Below are 19,438 nucleotides of genomic sequence, written 5' to 3' on the forward strand. Positions count from 1 at the left end.
AAATTGGATTTATTCTTATCGATGTTAAGGAGCGACACCATGAAAACCATACTGCAAGCAAAAAACGTAAACAAAACCTTTGGCACAAAAGGAAACCTATATCCGGCGCTGCAAAACATTAATCTAAGCATTGAAGTAGGAGAGTATACCGGCATTATGGGCCCGTCCGGAGCGGGGAAATCGACGCTGCTGAACATCTTCTCGACCATCGATACGCCGACCTCCGGTGAAATTACGATCGACGGGCAAAACATTGTGGCCATGAACGAGGAAAAGCTTTCTGATTTCCGCCGCAATAAACTCGGATTTATTTTTCAGGATTACAACCTGCTTGATACGTTGACGGTCAAGGAAAACATCCTGCTGCCGCTGGCCCTTTCCAAGGTTCCTGCAGTCGAAATCGAAAAGCGGGTTGAGGAAATCGCCGATACGTTTGGCATTCGTGAGATTCTCGACAAGTACCCGTACCATATTTCGGGCGGTCAAAAACAGCGGGCTGCCGCCTCGCGGGCCATCGTGTCGAATCCGAGCCTCATTATGGCGGACGAGCCGACCGGCGCACTCGATTCGAAATCGGCGACCGGACTGCTGGAAAGCTTAAGCAAGCTGAACCGGCACAATCAAGCGACCATCCTGATGGTTACGCACGACGCTTATGCGGCGAGCTTCTGCAAGCGGGTCATTTTCATCAACGACGGCCGGCTGTTCAAGGAGCTTCATAAGGAAAGCATGACGAGACAAGCATTTTTCGGACAGATTCTCGAGGTATTAGCGGAGCTCGGAGGTGGTCAGCATGACGCTGTTTAGGATCGCCGGGAAGAACATCCGCCAGAACTTCATGAATTATTTTCTTTATTTCGCTTCGATGATATTCAGCATCGTCATTTACTTTACGTTCGTGTCCTTGAAATACGACAGCACGATCGCATCCGCATCGGAAGGATCGCAGAAGATCAGCTCGGCGTTCAGCGGGGCAGCGGTCGTGCTGATCGTTTTCGTGGCGGTGTTCATCTGGTATTCGAATTCGTTTTTCACGCGCAAGCGCAAAAAAGAGGTCGGGCTGTATTCGCTGCTTGGCGTCCGAAAAAAACAGATCGGACGGATGCTTTTTTATGAAAACTTTCTGATGGGCATCCTGGCCCTGATCGCCGGAATCGCGCTGGGAGCGGTACTTAGTCGGTTTTTTGTAATGATGTTGATGAAGGTGATGGGTTACGCTGTCGTGGCTAATTTCTCTATTTCCCCAGCTGCGATCCTGAATACGTTTCTGGTGTTCATGATCATCACGCTGATCACTTCAGTCCAAGGCTATCGCTTGATTTATCGATTTAAGCTGATCGAGCTGTTCAAAGCAGATCAAGAGCGTGAGAAAAAGCCCAAGTCTTCCCTGCTCATTGCGTTATTGTCTGTGGTGCTCATCGGGTTCGGCTACTGGCTTGCGCTGCAAAATATGTTTACTTCCAAGGCATGGGCTGCGATCGGCTTCATGCTGACTCCGCTCGTTATTTTAGTATCCGTCATCCTGGGCACATATCTGCTGTTTAACACGTTGACCGTTACGCTGCTGAAGCTGGCGCGCAAACACAAAAAAAGCTACTGGCGCGGACTGAACCTGATCGGGACTTCCCAGCTGCTGTACCGGATGAAAGGCAACGCACGGACGCTAACGATCATCGCTGTGCTGAGCGCAACGACGCTGACAGCGGTTGGAACGGCGTACAGCACGTATTACAACACCCGGACGAACGCGGCGGTTTCGAATCCGAACAGCTATATGTTTATCGGCGTGGACAGTACGGCCACAGGAAAAGCCGATAAGGCGATCGAGCAGGCTGCGGGGCATAACGTGCTCTACCATGAGTCCATTCCTCTCCTGGAGGTAGATGCGGACACCTCCGGTCAGGATTATGCCCAAGGATCAAAGGAGCAGTCGTTTACCGTCATATCAAGCCGCGATTTTAACCGATTGGCCAAGCTGCAGGGGAGGGAGGATGCCATAAGCCTTGAAGGCAGCGAAGCCGCAGCGCTTGAACCTGCCTATCTGGAAGGCATTTCGCCGGAGTATGTCGGTTCGGCAATCAAGCTGAAGGGTGAAGGGATCCGTGAAACCATTCAATTCAAAACAGTAAAAAAATACAATGTGCTGAATCTTGGAACGGTCTACTCCACCATTGTCGTCAGCGATGATATGTTTGCGGAGCTTAAGCCGAATGCCAAAGCCATGGCTGTCGAAGCATATCGCATCACGCATCAGGACAAGGCGAAAGAGCTGACAAAGCAGCTGGAAGAGATTTTACCGGAGAAAGCCAGGCTTTCAAGCTATTACAGCGATTATTCGCGGGGAATGGAATCCACCGGCCTTTTGATGTTTATGGGTGGATTCCTCGGCCTTGTGTTTCTTGCCGCGACGGGCAGCATCATCTACTTCAAGCAGTTGACGGAAGCCGGCAGCGACAAAGCCCGTTATGTGATTTTGCATAAAATCGGCGTCAAAAAACGGGAAATCCGCAAATCCGTCGCCAAACAGGTACTGTTCATCTTTGCCCTGCCGCTTGCTTTCGGCATCGCGCACTGTGCAGTCGCCCTGTCGGCACTGTCGAAGCTGATGATGGCCAATCTGGTCGTGCCCGTCATGATCTGCATGGGTGTCTATGTTTGCATTTATCTGATCTATTATTTGTTGACCGTACATGCGTACTGCAAAATCGTTACCTATAAAAAATAAGGAGTGAACGGGAATGAAAAAGGGAATTACCGCTGTAGCGGTCGTTGTGATCGCTCTGGTCGGATTCGTCGTATTCATCCAAAACGTAAATTTAAACCGAATCGGCGCGCAGCAATATTACGTTCAGATTAACCAAGACGGAAAGAGAATCGAAGATAAGTCGGACAGTGGACAGAAGTATGTTTCTTACGAATACACTCAGGAGGGCTTTGACTCTAAAGGAAAAGAAAAGGTTTTGACCTTTACGGCAGCTAAAGAACTGCGCAAAGATGCGTACCTTCGAATCTATGTGAAAGGGAATGACGTCAGCTCCTACCAGGAAGTTCAGGCGGACGAGCTGCCCGAACAAGCAAAGCAAAAGCTCGAGGGTGCCGTGAAATAACACGAATACGGAAAACCAGGATGTAGTCTACTATAACATGTTAACAAGGGAGAGAATCTAATGTATCGAAAAACATTTAAATTTAAACCGGTATCCCAAAAAACGCTGGTTTACTCGCTGGCTTTTACGCTTGCGGCCTGTCCGGTCGTCGGTGCCGGCCAAGTGCTTGCAGCACCAGCCGCCGCATCCGCGGAATCCATAGAAATGTCACAAGCGCATGCCCAGGTCCAGTATCGGATCGATGCAAGGCTGGATGCGAAAAATATGCGCATTCAAGGAAGCGAGACCGTCACTTACCGGAACGCGTCCAACGATACACTGCGGGAGATCGTTTTCCATACGTTCGCCGACGCCAATCGGTCCAAAGCGACCCAAACTTCGATGTTTGAGCAAAACAACGAGGAGATCCAGAAGGAAAATCCACAGAAGAAGCCGGAGGATTTTCTTGGCGGCATTGACATTCGCAGCGCGGCGGCTAACGGACAAGCTTTGGTTTTTTCAAACAGCAATCAGGCTCTGACCGTTGAATTGAAGCAGGAGCTAAAGCCTGGGGAAGCGGTGACGGTCGAAATCAACTTTGAGGTGAAAATCCCTTACGGCATGCAGCGCCTGTCTTACTACAAAGACATCATCAACGGCGCACATTGGTTCCCGGTCATGTCGGTCTATGACGAGAACAAGCATGAGTGGAACAAAAAGCCGTACAGCAAAACCTTCGAAACCGATTATTATGATTCAGCGGATTTCGAAGTTCATATTAACGTCCCGGAAGCCTATCAAGTACTGATGCCGGGGACGATCACCACGCAGGCGGACCCGAGAGAGCCCGGCCGGAAAGTCGTTACCGCCGTTGCCGATGACACCCGGGAGCATGTCTTTTTTGCCAGCCCGAATTATAAGGTGGAACGCGTAACGCGTGACGGCCTGACCATTGAATATTATTATTTCGACAATATGCCAGGCAAGAAAAAAATCGTCGATGAATACATCGACGCCGCTTTTAAGACTATTCAATTTTTCAGCGAAAAATACGGGAAATACCCTTACCCTGAGTTCCGGATTGCAGAGTCGTATGTCGAGGGAGTGGCTGTCGAGTTTGCCCGGGTCATTCAAATGGGACAAATCCGGCCGAACAGGGATCCGGCACATGATACTACATTCGTGCACGAGATTGCCCATCAATGGTTCCATGCCTTGATTGGAAACGATTCGGAGACAGAATCGTTTTTGGATGAAGGATTTGCCGATTTTTCGAAGGTCTATTTCGCGGAAAAACAAGGTGACGACTTGAACGGGTTCAAGTCGATCCAAATGGATGATTTGTCTTCGATAGACAAGCCGATCGCCGCAACCAATACGGAAGCGGGGGGCCTGGAAAGCCCGACATTTTATAATAAAGGACGCCAGGCCATCTACCAGTTGTATCGCATGGTGGGCGAGGACAAATTCGATGCGTTCATGCAGGAATATTTTAAGCGGTACCAGTACAAAAACGCGACGATCCAAGGGCTTCTGCAAACAATACAGGATACGCTCGGAAACGAAGCACGAAAGGAAATGGACAAGGCGCTGCATGATCCGCAGTTTGCTCTAAAGCCCGAATACCGATTGTCTGAGGCGGAAGAAGCTTCGTATTGGCATGAACAGTTTAAGAACTCGTACCATTCGTCCCTGGCCCAAGTTGCAAATCTCCCAGCGGAAACGATGAGCCGCATCATGGATAAGGCGCTGCAGGGCGAACCGCTGACGATTGTGCTGAGCGACCAGGCCGGCAGCCTAGCGAAAAAGCAGCAGCAGACGATCTTGACACAGCTTAAAGGGACTCTGGGGATCATGGGTATTCCATACGAGGTCATTTCCGATCGGCAAACGCTCAAGAAAAAGCTGGAAAAGGAGCTCGGAACCAGCAATATCATTGCCATCGGCAGCGCGAATACGAACGGACTCATCCAGGCGCTTAAACCTGGCATCATCCCAAAATCGAAGGCCATCGGCTTCGACTGGAAAAGCAAGATGAACCAAAAGTCAGCTTCGGGAGCATACGTCGTTAAGCATCCTTACAATCAAAACCGTCTGCTGGTGCATTTTTTCTGGAACGGTGACGCCTTGAGCGACAACGCGGTCGAGCCGTTTGCGGAGCAGATGCTGCAATCGCTCGGTTTTAGCGGCAGCTTTTATCAGTATTACGTTTTGAACAAAACAGGCCATGTCGCAGCAGATAAAAAGATCGCTAACCCATTGGCGAAATTTTTCGGCGAAGAATAATGCAGGACGGGGAAGATGATTACTGAAGACTCGGCAGGTTTCAGCTGCCGGTCTTCTTCCCTGTTTGCAGAAAGTATAACATCCAACGAATCATGCTTAAGGAACGTAGAATTTGCTTTTTGGATTGAAAATCAATTGTACTCTTGCAAAATCAGCATAACTATCATAAAATCTAATGAACGTTAGTTAAATTATTTGAAAGGCTGTTCAATGGTCGTCATATTTCATTACAAAGCGACAAAAATTTTTAAACAAAAAATCTAACGTTCATTAGTTAGATTTAAGTTTTTAAAGGGGAGAGGTTATCATGGCATGGCTGTACTTAATTATTGGTGGAATTCTTGAAGTAGGTTGGGCACTTGGTCTAGGTTTTTCAGAAGGGTTTACAAGAATAGAAATTGTTATTCCGACAGTTGTATTATTAGTCCTGAGTTGGTGGTTTTTCGCTAAAACATTAAAAATACTTCCCGTTTCGACGGCTTATGCAGTATTTACTGGCCTGGGTGCTTTTGGTACGGCTTTAGTGGGCATGACAATTTTAGGCGACCCCGTAAGTTTAACCAAGATTGTGTTAGTCATTTTATTAATTAGCTGTATTATTGGACTAAAATTAATTTCGGATGAACCGAAGGAAGAGAAACGATCAAGAGGGAGTGTGTAAAATGTATTGGTTATCCTTAATATTAGCTGGATTGTTTGAAGTTGGAGGTATTATTAATCTGAAGCTGACGGAAGGATTTACAAAATTAAAGCCAACCATCTTTTTTATTTTATGTTTGTGTTTAAGTTTTTTCTTTCTTTCCGTCTCATTAATCGAAATACCTATTAGTATCGGTTATGGTATATGGACTGGGGTAGGCGCGTCAGGAAGTGTGTTACTTGGGATGTTTATATTTAAAGAACCGAAGAATGTGAAGAAACTTATTTTGGTTGCAGGAATTATTTTCAGCATAGTAAGCTTAAAATTGATATCTTGATGAATGCCAACAAATGAGGTGAAAAGTGAATTGAAAAAGGGTGAAAAAACGAAAAGAATGATACTGGAACAAGGTTTAAAGCTGTTTTCCTCGTATGGTTACGAGGAAACAGCACTTAAAGATATAGCTGCAAATGTGCACATTAAAACGCCTTCGATTTATGCTTATTTTGAGAGTAAGCAAGATCTTTTTGAACAAATTGTAAATTTTGTTATTGAAGATTATTTAGAGTTTATCCAACAACAATTTTATGTTATTGAAAATTTACCATTAGAAAAAAAATTATATCATGTTTTAGTTGAATTGAATAAATACTATTATATGAATGATAAAGGTTCTTTTCTAAAAAGGTATGGGATTTACCCTCCGGATAATTTTAAAGAACTCATAACAGCCCAAAATAAGAAGGTAGAAGAAGGGATTCGAGAACTTGTTTTTTCCATCTTAAGAAACAACAAAGAGAATGAGCTTATCGATGAGGAGACTATCGTTACTTCTTTTACAATCATACTAGACGGTATGCTTTTTCATATGATGAGCTCCCCTTATCAAGAATATGAACGTAGATTAAATATGACCTGGTCTGTATTTTGGAAGGGGATCCGTGAAATGTGATCTGTATAAACCGCACTAATCGATCACAGAAGGCCACTGCGAGGGCAGTACCTTCTTCCGATCATGTAGAATGTACAGGTTTTCGTTGGAATTTGTTAAAGGGGTATATGAAAAGAATGAATAGGGAAATATGTTTATTGCTGAAGAACTAAATTATTAAAGAGGTACCCATATGTCTGTATATTTAATTCCAATAAAAATCGCTTTTATTTTATTCGGTGTGTTGAGCTTTTTTCTAATTATCCCTTGGTTAGTCTATAGTTATAGAAAATATGGTTATTTAAGTCTTTGGGCTTCAATAGTGGCTTATTCCTTTACTTTTTATATGTTATCGGTTTTGTTTTTAGTTCTTTTGCCTCTTCCGGATACTCGAAATACTTGTGCTCTTCAATCACCTGATACGGTGCATTATAATCTAATCCCGTTTAATTTCGTTAGGGATATTATGAATAGCGGTTCCGTTGTCTGGTCACAGCCTTCCACCTATGTTAGATTGCTAACACAAAGTGCATTTTTGCAGGCGGCATTCAATTTCCTATTGTTGCTGCCCCTAGGTGTTTATCTAAGGTATTTTTTCCAACAAAAACGATTCTGGAAGAAAGCACTTGGTTTTGGATTTGCGTTATCCCTTTTTATTGAGACAACACAAATAACAGGTATTTATGGGATCTATAATTGTCCGTATCGTATCTTTGATGTGGATGATCTTATATTAAACAGTACTGGTGCTTTGTTTGGATTCGTCATTGCTCCTGTCCTGCTTGCTCTATTTCCATCTCGAAAGAGCCTTATTGCCAAGGGAGAGAAAATGCAAGAAAATTCTCTCGTACCTCCTTTGTCGCAATTGCTGGCTGTAATTATAGACTATCTATTGATCAAGATGAGTTGGAACCTTACAGCTGGACTTTTTCCAACAAGTGGATTCGCAGAATTTGTTTATAAAACGACTTGCTTTTTTATTCTGTTCTTTGTAGTTCCTTTTATTTGGAGGGGAAATACAATCGGAACCAAAATACTTCGTTTTAAACTAGTTCATGTTGATGGTGAAACACCTCCGTGGCAGTCCATGCTGAAAAGGTCCTTTGCGATATATTTACCCTTCGCAATATCATGGGCCCTAAATATATTTTCTGGTGTTGAGTTAGATATAACTCTTAATCCCTATCACGTATGGATCACAATGATTATACTTGCATTTCTCATCATTATGTGGGCCGTATTATTTATCCATACGATGTTCATCTTAATGAAAAGAGGGAGACGGAACTTTTACTTTGACTATGTTGCGGATTTAGTACCAAGGAAACATAAATTTGATCCTAAATAACAAATGCGGGAGTAATTATAGAACAAGAACATTGGCCCATTAAAAGTTTTTTTGAACTGCACCCCAATTGTTAGGACACACTCCAACAGTTGAAGGTGCATTTTTCTTCTCCATCTTGCATTCCCAAGCAGCTTGAAATGGAAAATGAGTATCTAAAAAAGTGAAGAATAATCATAGAGTCGCTGGCCAATATGCCCATTTCGGTATATGGTTATAGTCGTGGAAAGGCGGGGAAGATGATTACTGAAGACTCGGCAGGTTCTAGCTGCCGGTCTTTTTTCCTGCCTGCAGAAAGGAGATCGAACCAATTGCCGCTAAGTCAGAAAATATTGATCGTGGACGATGAGGAGGATATCGTCAAGCTGCTGAAAACCGTGCTGGGTAAGGAAGGTTTCGAGCATGTGTATACCGCCTCTTCCGCCGAAGAAGGCTGGATTCGGTTTCAGGACAAGCAGCCCGACCTCGTTATTTTGGACATTATGCTTCCGGACGGCGAGGGCTATGACGTATGCAAACAAATCCGCAGCGTTTCGAACGTGCCGATATTCTTTTTGTCGGCCAAAACGGAGGAAATCGACAAAATACTCGGATTTGCCATAGGCGGTGACGATTACATTACCAAACCGTTCAGTCCAAAGGAAGTGGCTTACCGGATCAAAGCCCGTTTCAGAAGAACGGAGGCCGCTTTGGATGAGGAAAGGAAGGAACGCACGCTGAAAGCCGGTCCGTTCGAGCTTGACGAACATAAGTTGGAGCTGAAGAAAAACGGCGAAATCATTGAGCTCAAACCGAAAGAGCTGGGCCTCATTAATTATCTGCTGAAGCACCCGAACCGGATCATAAGCAAGGAAAGCTTGTACGACCAGGTGTGGGGAGAGGATTCCTTCGGTTATGACAACACGGTCATGGTTCATATTCGGCGGCTTAGGGAAAAGATCGAGGAGAATCCCTCAAGCCCGCAATATTTGGTGACCGTAAAGGGACTCGGGTATAAGCTTGCCGTGGAGGAACCGGGACGATGAAATGGCGGCTGACCGGCAGATATCTGGCATCCGTCGTTCTTATTGTCGTCATGGTCATTTTCATAAACATTTTGGTAATCATCGGGCTTTATATATACCAGAATGAATCACCAAAGTATCCGTTTCTTCAAGGAGACAACTCGGCCGAGGCCATCACCCGTTCGTTCGGACAAGAGATTGTTCTTTCCGAAACGGGGATGGACATTACGGGTCAGGGGAAGGACACGCTTGAGCGTAATCAGGCCTGGATTCAAATTCTGGATGAAAACGGGAATCAGGTCTATGGCTTTCGTGTGCCGCCAGAGGCCAAGACCAAATACACACCGATGGATATCGTGCAAACCTACAAGTATATGGAAAAAGAATTGATGTCGACCGTATTTATCGGGGAAAAGAAGGGGAACGGGAAGCGCTACAGCTATTTGATCGGCTTTCAGGACCCTTATCTGGAGCGGAATATCCTCACCTATGATATTCGGAAGGTCGGACGTTTTCTTCAAATCGGGATCGTGACCGTGCTTTGCGTCGACGGTTTCATTGCGCTCTGCATCGCTTATCTGTTCAGCAAGAGGTTAACCCGGCCGCTATCCGCGCTTATAGACGGAATAAAACAGCTGGCCCATAAGAACTACCGGGGACACTACGAAACGAAGGGCATTTACAAGGACGTGTTTTACAACGTCAACATGCTGACCGAGGAGCTGCGGGTAAGCGAACTGGAACGGAACAGGCTGGACCGCATGAAAGAGGAGTGGATCGCGAACATTTCGCACGATATCAAAACGCCGCTAGCTTCGATCCAGGGATACTCCGAAATGATGCGGGATAAGGATTATGATTTTACGGTCGAGGAAATGCGGGATTACGCGGAAATCATCGAGCGGAAGTCGCTTTATTTGAAAGACGTGATTGAAGATCTGAACCTTTCCACCCGTCTGAGAAACAAGGGTCTCACGCTCAATCTGGAGAGCGTAAACGTTGTCAGCCTCGTTCGGAACACGGTCATTGATACGTTGAACGATACCCGGTACGGCAATCGGAATATCGATTTCCGGTACAGCGACGAAGTAATCCTCAAAGAGGTTGACGAAATCCTGATCCGCCGGGCGGTCGCCAATTTGATCTACAACGCGGTGGTCCATAACTCCGAGGATGTTTCTATTGTTGTAAGCGTCGAAAAGAAAGGCGATACGGTCCGAATCGCTGTCGAAGACAACGGGAAAGGAATCCGGGAAGAGGAGCTTGAACGGATATTTGACCGTTATTATCGCGGTACAAATACAGGCGAGCTGCATAAAGGGGCAGGACTCGGCATGGCCATCGCGAACGATATCGTGAAGGCCCATGATGGGGAAATCCACGTTATGAGCGAGTTTCATAGCGGAACAAGAATCGAAATTCTGCTCTGAAGGAGAACGATAGTTCCATCAGAGATAACTAACGCTTGCTTCGATCATCGCTGAATACCCCATCATAATACGTGTTGGAAATGGGCAGCGTTCGATCGCCAAAATGGTCGAGGGACAAAACAAAACCTAGTAAAAGTCGCTATTTTAGCGGCTTTTTTGTTTGTTGATGGAATAATCATCGCAAAAAACACAACCTTGCCATTGTTCTATCACGGCTATGTTAAATTGTCTAGATGCATTTGTTAAAATTTATTGACAATTTGAATTTAATGTTGTTTCATATGATTAAACTATGTTGAATGACACTTGGTTAGGAGAGCAATGGAATGGAATTGGGAAGCAAAATCCGAAAGCTTCGACTGGAACAAAACCGGAGTCAGGAGGAGATCGCACAGGCATGCGGATTTACCAAAAGCTTATTGTCCAAAATCGAAAACGGGAAGACGGTCCCTCCCATCGGCACGCTGATCAGGATTGCCGAATCGCTTGGAACCAAAATTTCCATGCTGCTGGATGATAACGATTTTAACGGAACGGTGTACACGCCAAAAGCGAGCAACATGGAAAAAATGGTCCAGACGGACCAAGGGTATGCGTTTTCCGCCATTGCGGCCAAACGGCCGGAAAAACTGATGCAGCCGTTTTACTTTGTCGTACAGAAAGGCAAGACAGGCAAAAGGACGTTTTCCCATGTCGGGCAGGAATTTATTTATGTGCTTGAAGGTACGATGATTTATTACGTAGGGAAGGAAGAATACACGTTAAATGCCGGCGACAGTCTGTATTTTGATTCGGTAGAGAACCACAAATATGTGCTGGTATCCGATGAAGTCAAGTATTTGTCGGTGTTTTGTTCCGATACGAATGGGTAGGAAAGGGGATGAAACATGTTAAATATTTTGGTTGTGGATGACGAACCGAGGCACAGAAGAGGGCTGTCCCGCATGCTGAAGGCTCTGAAACCGGAGTATACCATCTTTGATGCCAGAGACGGGCAGGAGGCTTTGGAAAGTTTGGATGTTCATTCGATGGATCTGGTGTTTACGGACATTCAGATGCCGGTGATGGACGGCCTGGAATTAATGGAACAGTTGACGCGCAGGGGAAGAGATGAAAGCGTTGTCATTTTAAGTGCTTATTCCGATTTTGTTTATGCGCAGCGTGCGCTCCAGTTAGGCGCCAGCGATTATTTGCTTAAACCGGTGGAGGAAAAAAACATCATGCCGCTGCTTGCGAAAGCAGAGCGTAAAGCCAGCACTGCGCGTCTGGCATGCTTGGAATCCGCACTATCCGAACTGCTGGAAGGATATCCATCTGACCAGAATTATCGATTGCTGGAAAGCACATTCCCGGCATTCAAGCAAGGGGTCGTGCTGGCCGCAGTTTTTGGCATGGCGAAAGACCATCAGCTTCTGCTGAGCAGCCTCAAAGGGACACTGCTGGAGATCATGGAGGAATTCGGATTCTCCTGCGCATTTTGCATGAAGGAAAGAATGCTCACCGTCTTGATTATGAACTCCGAGTCGACCTCCATGGTGCCGCCCGGCTTCGAGGACAGCCTTCATGGGGTCATTCGACACTTCCTGCAGACATACGGAGCGGAACTAACGTTTGGCTTGGGGCGTTGTTTTGCCGAATGGCATGGCGTCAGACTAGCTTACCAGCAAGCCTGCCATGCGCTCAAAGCCAGATTTTATAAAGGCGGAGGGGCTCTGTACGGAGCCGGGCAGATCAATAGCGAAGACCCGCCTGCCGTCGTGAAGCTTGAAATCAACGGGCTGATCAGAGCGGTGTTGTCCGGAAACAAGCCGGAAATTGAGGCCTGTCTGGATTCCGCTGTTCGCCAGGATGACGGGAACGCCTTTCCCGAGCCGGAAAAATTGAAATATTTTCTCGCTGCATCGATTCATCAAGCGGCTTCCCTTTTAATGGAAAAAGGGTTTGCACCCTTGAATAGCACAGCCTATGAGGAAGCACTGCTTCACTGTCATACCGTAAATGAACTTAAAGAGGCGGCGCGGGAATGGATCTTCGGGCTGACGGAACGTCTGGAACAACGACGGCAGTGCAAAGCCGAATCCATTATCGACAGCTGCAAGGCTTATATTGATACGCACTATGGCGAAGATGATTTGTCGCTCAGTACGCTGGCAACGAAATTTCATTTTAATCCCTCGTATTTTTGCATGCTTTTCAAAACCCACTCCCAGATGACCGTTCATCAGTACATCACGCATACCCGAATGAAGGCTGCCGCCGACTTGCTGCTGCAGACCCCCCGGAAAGTGTACCAAATTGCCGAAAGCGTAGGGTACAAGGACGCAAAGTATTTCATTCGTCTGTTTCGCAAGGAGTTTGGCACAAGCCCCGAAGAGTATCGCCATCTATCTGCTATTCGCTAAAAGGAAGGGATGCCATTTGAGAGGACGTTGCCCATTGCCGCGTTTTAAAGATCTCACCTACAGGTCCAAGCTTTTCCTGACTTATGCACTCATCGTTTCGCTCCCCCTCAGCATCCTGAGCTGGATGTATTTTCATTCAAGCAGGGATTTCGTCTCCGAATTTGCCAAGCAAAATTGGTATTCCATCGTTAAACAAAACAATGAAATCATGGACGCCGAACTCGCGCGGGTAGAAGAAAGCAGCCTGGCCATGATCGCGGACCAAACGTTGTATGAGCAGTACCTGCATGCAAACCCTGATGACGAATACAGCATGATCTCGATGGAGAAAAAGGTCAGCCGGACGTTAAACACGTACTTTACGGACCTGGGACAGATGTATTCCATCCATCTCATAACCAGTTATTCCAATATTGGCTCCACGGGCGCCTCTCCTTTTATTCCGTATAGCAGCTTCAACCAAACGGCATTATACCAAGCAGCTTTACGGGGGGACGGGGCGATGGAGTGGGTACCTACCTTTTCGTTTGATCACATGTTTCAGCAGAATATCCGCCGTTCCAAGCCTCCCGAATATGTTCGCCTTCTGGCTGGCGTCCGTTTGCTGAAGCTGTTCAATATCAATAATGGCGAAGTCGCCGAACTGCAGGGCAAGGCCGAGCTTCCCGTGCTGGCCGTTGTGTATCGGCCGGAAATGTACCATTCCCGCTTCGCCGACACGCTCCCGTCCGCCGGAGCTTCTTTTTTTGTGATCAGCCCGGAAGGGCAGCCAGTGGCGGGCACATCCATGGAGCAGGAAACGGCTGCCATCGATCCCGCTTGGCTGGATGAAATGACGGAGAGGAAAAGCGGAACCTTGAATGTGACGCAGGATGGAAAGCCGCTTATCATTTGTTTTGATACGTCTGGGGTGACGGGATGGATCTCGGGGATCACCATATCGCCCGAAGCGATGGTGTCGGCTTTTTTGCCGGAGATCAAATCCTACACCTTTTACTTGGCCGTGATCCTCCTGCTTCTTTCACTCCTGCTCGCGTATATTTTTGCCAATTCCATTACCAAGCCCATTCATCAGCTGCTGCAAGCCATCAAAAAAACGGGTGAAGGCGAGTTCGATACGCGAATTCCCGTTGAATCCTATAACGAGATGGGACTGTTAATCCACAAATTCAATCAAATGAATGTCAAAATCAACAATTTGATCGAAGAGAATTACAAAGTCAAGCTGCGGGAAAAAGAGACCGAGATCATGTCGCTGAACATTCAGCTGAATCCCCATTTTATGTACAACACGCTGAACATCATGAATTGGACGGCGCTTGAAAACAACCAGACCGAGCTGAGCCGCATGATCGTCAGTTTATCCTCCATGCTGCAGTATACGACCCGGAACAGCCAGGACACCGGCGATTTGGCCGACGACCTGAACTGGCTGAAGCATTATATTTTCATTACCAATCAGCGTTTCGAAGACCGGTTTACCGTCAGCTATGACATTGCCCCCGAGCTGTATGCATACCAAGTGCCCAAGCTGTTCCTGCAGCCGTTTGTCGAAAACGCGATCGTTCACGGATTTTCCCGTTTGCATAGCGGGGGAGAGATCGTCATCCGGGGATGGGTGACCGGACGCGAACGTTTTTTCACGGTCGAGGATAACGGCACGGGCATCGCTCCGAGCAAATTGGAAGAGTTGGGTAAGCGTGCAGGCGAATCCATCGGCATCCGGAATGTGGACAAAAGAATCAAACTCATCTATGGGGACGGCTATGGCGTCACCCTGACTTCAGTTGAGGGACAGGGCACTAGGGTACAAATCAACCTGCCGGCATCAAACATGTGAAAATACTCCACCTATACAAATATGTTCGAATTTTTTGGGCGACGGATTTTTTTTACAATAAATATACAAACCATCAGCCAATGAATGGAGGTTTCGCAGATGAACATAGCCAAACGTCTCACAGGAGCGATATTATCGTCTGCTCTGGCGATCAGCTTGCTGCTGGCGGGCTGCTCGGATACCGGAAATGCTCCTGAAGCCCAAGGCGGCCAGAACGGTCAAGAGGAGCCCGTCACACTTAAATTTTCCTTTTGGGGAGACACCATTGAAAAGAAAACAGTTACGGAGGCGCTTGAGCGTTTTGAACAGGAAACCGGGATCCAGGTCGAACCGATGCATGTTCCAGCGGATTATTTGACCAAATTGACGACGATGGTTGCAGGCAACGTTGCACCGGATCTCGGTTACCTGTCATCGGGGGCCGCTCTGAGCTGGGGACGTGACGGGAAGCTGCTGAACCTCACCCCGCTCATGGAAAACGACCCCGATTTCAACAAGGACGATTACCTGGATCAGATATGGTATGAAATTGCTCCTGGCAACATCATCGGGACGAGTACCGCTGTTGAAGGGTATGGTCTTATGTACAACAAGGATTTGCTGCTGGAAGCCGGGGTCGAGCTGCCTCCAACGGATGCCGCACAAGCATGGGATTGGGACACATTTGTGGAGTATGCCAAAAAATTAACGCTCGATGATCAGGGAAGAAATGCGTTGGACCCGAATTTCAACCCGGATAAAATTAGGCAGTTCGGCCTTCAGTATGATCCGTACAACATGATGGCGGCGGTGGTATCCAACGGCGGGAACTTCCTGACCGAAGACGGTAAAGGCTTCGGGCTGGCCCAGCCGGAAGCGATTGAGGCGATTCAAAAGCTTGCGGACCTGATGTATGTGCACCATGTTTCCCCTACGCCGCTGCAGGCCAAAAACATGCCGGATACGGCCCTTCAAACGAAAAAGGTCGCTATGACGGTATCCGGCAACTGGGCGCTTCAAGCCTTTGCGGAACAGGATTTTAATCTCGGCGTCGGAGTCCTGCCGAAGCTGAAGGAAAGCAACACGCTGCTGGACGGTGCACCAACGGTCATTTTCAAATCAACCAAACATCCGGAAGAAGCTTGGCTGCTGTATAAATATATGACCGATCCCGAATCGGTACTGCCATTGATCGAGGGCGGATTATGGATGCCGCTGAAGAAGGAGTGGTACACGAATCCCGAACTGATCAACAAATGGGCGGTGGGGAACAAAGCGCACCCGGAAGGCTACACGGAGGCTTTTATGAAACAAACCATTGAAAATGGAATCCGCACGCCCGGCTTTGAAGTAAAGAATCTGGACAAAATCAACGCGCTCGTCACGCCGGCACTTGACTTGGTATGGACGGGCAAACAAAAAGCGGAAGAGGCGCTGAAAGGCGTGGAGCCCAAAGTCGTGCCGCTAATCGAGGGTTATTACGGAAGGTGATCCTTATCCGGCGGCAGCAGCAAACCACGGTCTGTCTATGACTTGAACGATATTCATTGAAGATAGGGGGGATTCATATTCAACACAAACGCCGGATCGCCATGGCGGGCATCCTGTTTGCCCTACCCAGCATTGTGGGACTGATGTTGTTTGTCATGCTGCCGATGCTCGCCAGTTTGCTGCTCAGCTTCACGGATTACCGGATCGTCAACACGCCTAAATTTATCGGGTTCGCCAATTATATTCGGCTCTTTGACGGGACGGATCCCTATTTCTACAATTCGTTATGGGTCACCTTGAAATACGTCATTCTCCGTGTTCCGCTTGGTCTTGTGTTCTCCTTTATGGCTGCTTTTTTGCTGAACATGCAGTTCATTCGCGGCAAATCCGTTTTTCGCACGATCTTTTATTTGCCGTCCATCGTGCCTGCGGTCGCCTCTTCCATGATCTGGCTCTGGCTGTTTAGTCCTGATCTGGGACTGTTCAACAGCTTTCTTGAAGCACTGAATCTGCCTACGCTCGACTGGTTGTATTCCGAACAAACGGTGGTGCCTTCGATTGTGATGATGAGCCTTTGGGGGATGGGGAGCACCATCATCATTTTCCTTGCAGGCCTGCAAGGGGTGCCGCGATCCTTGTATGAGGCGGCCATTGTGGACGGTGCCGGCGCATTCCGGAAATTCCGGCATATTACGATTCCCATGATGACGCCAATTATCTTCTTTAACCTGATCATGGGATCGATCGGAGCCTTCCAGGTATTTACCGAGGCACTGATTATGACGCAGGGAGGGCCCAACAATGCCAGCCTGTTTTATAACTACTATATTTATCGGCAGGCCTTTCAGTTCGGGGAAATGGGGCAAGCATCCGCCATTGCGTGGATTCTGTTCATCATCGTGCTTTTGGTCACGGTCATATTCTTCCGCACGTCGAAATCCTGGGTATTCTATGAAAGCGAGGTGTAGCTCCCTGTGAAGAAAAGCCGCCGTATTCAGCAGATTATCGTTTACTCGATCCTCATTGCGGGAGCTGCCTTCTGCTTGCTGCCCCTGTTTTGGCTGGTACGCAGTTCCATGATGAATTCGCTGCAAATTTTCGAGATGCCGCCGAAGTGGATTCCTTCGCCCTTTCAGCTTCAAAACTATGTGGAGGCGCTAACCACCATCGACTTTTTCCTGTTTTTCCGCAACACACTGATCATTACGGTCAGCTGTCTGTTTGGAGCACTCTTCAGCAGTTCGATTGGAGCTTACAGCTACGCCAGGCTGGAATGGCCGGGAAGACGGCTCTTCTTCGGCCTGCTGCTGGCCAGCATGATGCTTCCCGGCGCCGTCACCTTGATTCCTACGTTTATCGGGTGGAGGTTTGCCGACCTGATCAATACGTATGTCCCGCTGATTCTGCCGGTATGGTTTGGCTCGGCCTTTGATATCTTTTTGCTCCGGCAGTTTTATTCCACGATACCGAAAGATATGGACGAAGCTGCATATGTGGATGGTGCAGGCCCGTGGACCATTTTCACCCGGATCATCATTCCTTTGTCCAAACCGCCTCTGATCGTGATCGGATTGTTCTCCTTTATGAATTCCTGGAACGACTTCATGGGACCGCTGGTGTACTTGAATGAGGAGAGAAAGTTCACGCTGGCGCTGGGCCTGCAAATGTTCCAGTCGCTTCACAGCGCGCAGTGGCACCTTTTGATGGCGGCCTCGACCGTCGTTATTTTACCGGTCATCGTCGTTTTTTTCATAGGCCAGCGTTATTTTATCGAAGGGATTACGTTGACCGGAATGAAGGGGTAATTCAAGAGTCGGCATCCCTATGATTCAACATGGTTGAAGAAAATTCAACCCAATTTCGTTACATGCTGAAGAGACTGTATACATTCGCTTTGTCACAATACGGAAGGAGCGTGATCCAATATGAAAGCTCGGCGACTCGGCAAGGCAAGAGAAGCAATTGCGCGGCAGGAACTGGATGCACTGTTGATTTCCAGTCCGTTTAACCGGAGATACGTTACCGGTTTTACGGGCACCGCCGGTTGGGCCGTAATTACACAGGAGCAGGCATGGCTGGTGACCGATTTTCGTTATGTTCGCCAAGCGGAGCAGCAAGCCATGGAATTTGAAGTGGTGCAGCATGGGGGCGAGCCTCTTGAATTCATCCGTGAAAAACTGAGTACTGCCGGCGTCAAGAAAATGGGGTTTGAAAAACATCATGTTCCTTTTGCCGACTATGAAGCGTACGAGCGGACGTTTGCAGGGATCGAGCTGGCGCCAACCGGGAATGTCATCGAAAAGCTGCGCGGCATCAAGGACGAGGAGGAACAGCGTTGTATCCGCAAGGCGATCGAAATTACGGAACAGGCTTTTGCGTTTATTCTGGGCGTAATGAAGCCGGGCGTGACCGAAAGGGAGGTGGCGACGGAGCTGGAATATTTCATGCGTAAAAAAGGCGCGGTGTCGTCGGCGTATCCGACCATCGTCGCTTCCGGTGCGCGCTCGGCGCTTCCGCACGGATTGGCCAGCGACAAGCCGCTGGGCATGAATGAATTCGTGACCCTGGATTTCGGCGCGAATTACGATGGATACTGTTCCGATTTGACGCGCACGGTTTTTATCGGCAAACCGACCGAACGCCATCGGGAAATATACGGGATCGTGTTGGACGCTAACAAATCCGTTCTGGAGGGACTGAAACCGGGCATGACCGGGAAGGAGGGCGACGCGTTGGCCAAGGAGTATATTTCCCGCCGCGGGTACGGGGAGTATTTCGGCCATGGCCTTGGTCACGCCTTTGGTTTGGAGATTCACGAGCTTATGCGGTTTTCCAAACAAACGGAGGATCGGCTGGAGCCTGGCATGATTATGACGGTTGAGCCCGGCATCTATCTTCCTGATTTTGGAGGCGTCCGCATCGAAGACGACATTCTGATTACCGATACGGGCATTGAAGTGCTGACAACATCGAATAAAGAACTGATTGTGTTGTAAGAGGGGAG

Annotated in this window: 17 protein-coding genes; all 17 read left to right on the forward strand. The window is 47.7% G+C overall.

Features of this window, described 5'->3' with window-relative positions:
* The first annotated feature begins 39 nt into the window (after nt 1–39).
* The 17 genes from RSX24_RS08605 to RSX24_RS08685 all read left to right on the forward strand — a co-directional run bounded on the left by RSX24_RS08605 (nt 40) and on the right by RSX24_RS08685 (nt 19,430).
* Nucleotides 40–807, forward strand: coding sequence for an ABC transporter ATP-binding protein (locus RSX24_RS08605; protein ID WP_343260293.1), 768 nt, complete (start codon nt 40–42; stop codon nt 805–807).
* A complete protein-coding gene (locus tag RSX24_RS08610; RefSeq protein ID WP_343260294.1) occupies nt 794–2,725 on the forward strand; it encodes an ABC transporter permease in 1,932 nt (643 codons plus the stop codon). The genes RSX24_RS08605 and RSX24_RS08610 overlap by 14 nt, the downstream gene beginning before the upstream one ends.
* Before the next feature lie 13 nt (nt 2,726–2,738).
* Nucleotides 2,739–3,107, forward strand: a complete 369-nt coding sequence (locus RSX24_RS08615; RefSeq protein WP_236412543.1) for a YxeA family protein — start codon at nt 2,739–2,741, stop codon at nt 3,105–3,107.
* 60 nt (nt 3,108–3,167) lie between these two features.
* The gene (locus tag RSX24_RS08620; RefSeq protein ID WP_343260295.1) at nt 3,168–5,372 is read left to right on the forward strand and encodes a M1 family metallopeptidase; all 2,205 of its coding nucleotides are present in this window, start codon (nt 3,168–3,170) and stop codon (nt 5,370–5,372) included.
* A gap of 307 nt (nt 5,373–5,679) precedes the next feature.
* A complete protein-coding gene (locus RSX24_RS08625) occupies nt 5,680–6,033 on the forward strand; it encodes a DMT family transporter (RefSeq protein ID WP_339272505.1) in 354 nt (117 codons plus the stop codon).
* A gap of 1 nt (nt 6,034) precedes the next feature.
* Nucleotides 6,035–6,349, forward strand: coding sequence for a DMT family transporter (locus tag RSX24_RS08630; protein ID WP_236412548.1), 315 nt, complete (start codon nt 6,035–6,037; stop codon nt 6,347–6,349).
* Between the two features lie 30 nt (nt 6,350–6,379).
* Nucleotides 6,380–6,964: a TetR/AcrR family transcriptional regulator gene (locus RSX24_RS08635; RefSeq protein WP_236412550.1), complete on the forward strand. Its 585-nt coding sequence runs from the start codon at nt 6,380–6,382 to the stop codon at nt 6,962–6,964.
* Nucleotides 6,965–7,136: 172 nt separating this feature from the next.
* On the forward strand, nt 7,137–8,291 hold the full coding sequence (locus RSX24_RS08640) for a VanZ family protein (RefSeq protein ID WP_343260296.1): 1,155 nt from the start codon (nt 7,137–7,139) through the stop codon (nt 8,289–8,291).
* A gap of 308 nt (nt 8,292–8,599) precedes the next feature.
* Nucleotides 8,600–9,313 (forward strand): response regulator transcription factor, encoded by a 714-nt coding sequence (locus tag RSX24_RS08645; protein ID WP_343260297.1) that lies wholly within the window; start codon nt 8,600–8,602, stop codon nt 9,311–9,313.
* The gene (locus tag RSX24_RS08650) at nt 9,310–10,722 is read left to right on the forward strand and encodes a sensor histidine kinase (protein ID WP_343260298.1); all 1,413 of its coding nucleotides are present in this window, start codon (nt 9,310–9,312) and stop codon (nt 10,720–10,722) included. Before RSX24_RS08645 ends, RSX24_RS08650 begins: the two co-directional genes overlap by 4 nt.
* 326 nt (nt 10,723–11,048) lie before the next feature.
* Nucleotides 11,049–11,594, forward strand: a complete 546-nt coding sequence (locus RSX24_RS08655; RefSeq protein ID WP_236412557.1) for a helix-turn-helix domain-containing protein — start codon at nt 11,049–11,051, stop codon at nt 11,592–11,594.
* A 15-nt stretch (nt 11,595–11,609) separates the two neighbouring features.
* Nucleotides 11,610–13,124, forward strand: a complete 1,515-nt coding sequence (locus RSX24_RS08660) for a response regulator (RefSeq protein ID WP_343260299.1) — start codon at nt 11,610–11,612, stop codon at nt 13,122–13,124.
* A gap of 16 nt (nt 13,125–13,140) precedes the next feature.
* On the forward strand, nt 13,141–14,964 hold the full coding sequence (locus RSX24_RS08665; protein ID WP_343260300.1) for a sensor histidine kinase: 1,824 nt from the start codon (nt 13,141–13,143) through the stop codon (nt 14,962–14,964).
* 99 nt (nt 14,965–15,063) lie between these two features.
* Nucleotides 15,064–16,434 carry an ABC transporter substrate-binding protein gene (locus tag RSX24_RS08670; RefSeq protein ID WP_343260301.1) on the forward strand — a complete coding sequence of 457 codons (1,371 nt, stop codon included), beginning with the start codon at nt 15,064–15,066 and terminating at the stop codon, nt 16,432–16,434.
* A 164-nt stretch (nt 16,435–16,598) separates the two neighbouring features.
* The gene (locus tag RSX24_RS08675; RefSeq protein ID WP_438286794.1) at nt 16,599–17,402 is read left to right on the forward strand and encodes a carbohydrate ABC transporter permease; all 804 of its coding nucleotides are present in this window, start codon (nt 16,599–16,601) and stop codon (nt 17,400–17,402) included.
* Between the two features lie 6 nt (nt 17,403–17,408).
* Complete coding sequence (locus tag RSX24_RS08680) at nt 17,409–18,239, forward strand: carbohydrate ABC transporter permease (protein WP_236412564.1); 831 nt, start codon at nt 17,409–17,411, stop codon at nt 18,237–18,239.
* A gap of 120 nt (nt 18,240–18,359) precedes the next feature.
* On the forward strand, nt 18,360–19,430 hold the full coding sequence (locus tag RSX24_RS08685) for a M24 family metallopeptidase (RefSeq protein WP_343260302.1): 1,071 nt from the start codon (nt 18,360–18,362) through the stop codon (nt 19,428–19,430).
* Nucleotides 19,431–19,438 lie beyond the last annotated feature (8 nt).

This window comes from Paenibacillus hubeiensis, assembly GCF_032334105.1.
GTDB classification, from domain to species: Bacteria; Bacillota; Bacilli; order Paenibacillales; family Paenibacillaceae; genus Paenibacillus; species Paenibacillus hubeiensis.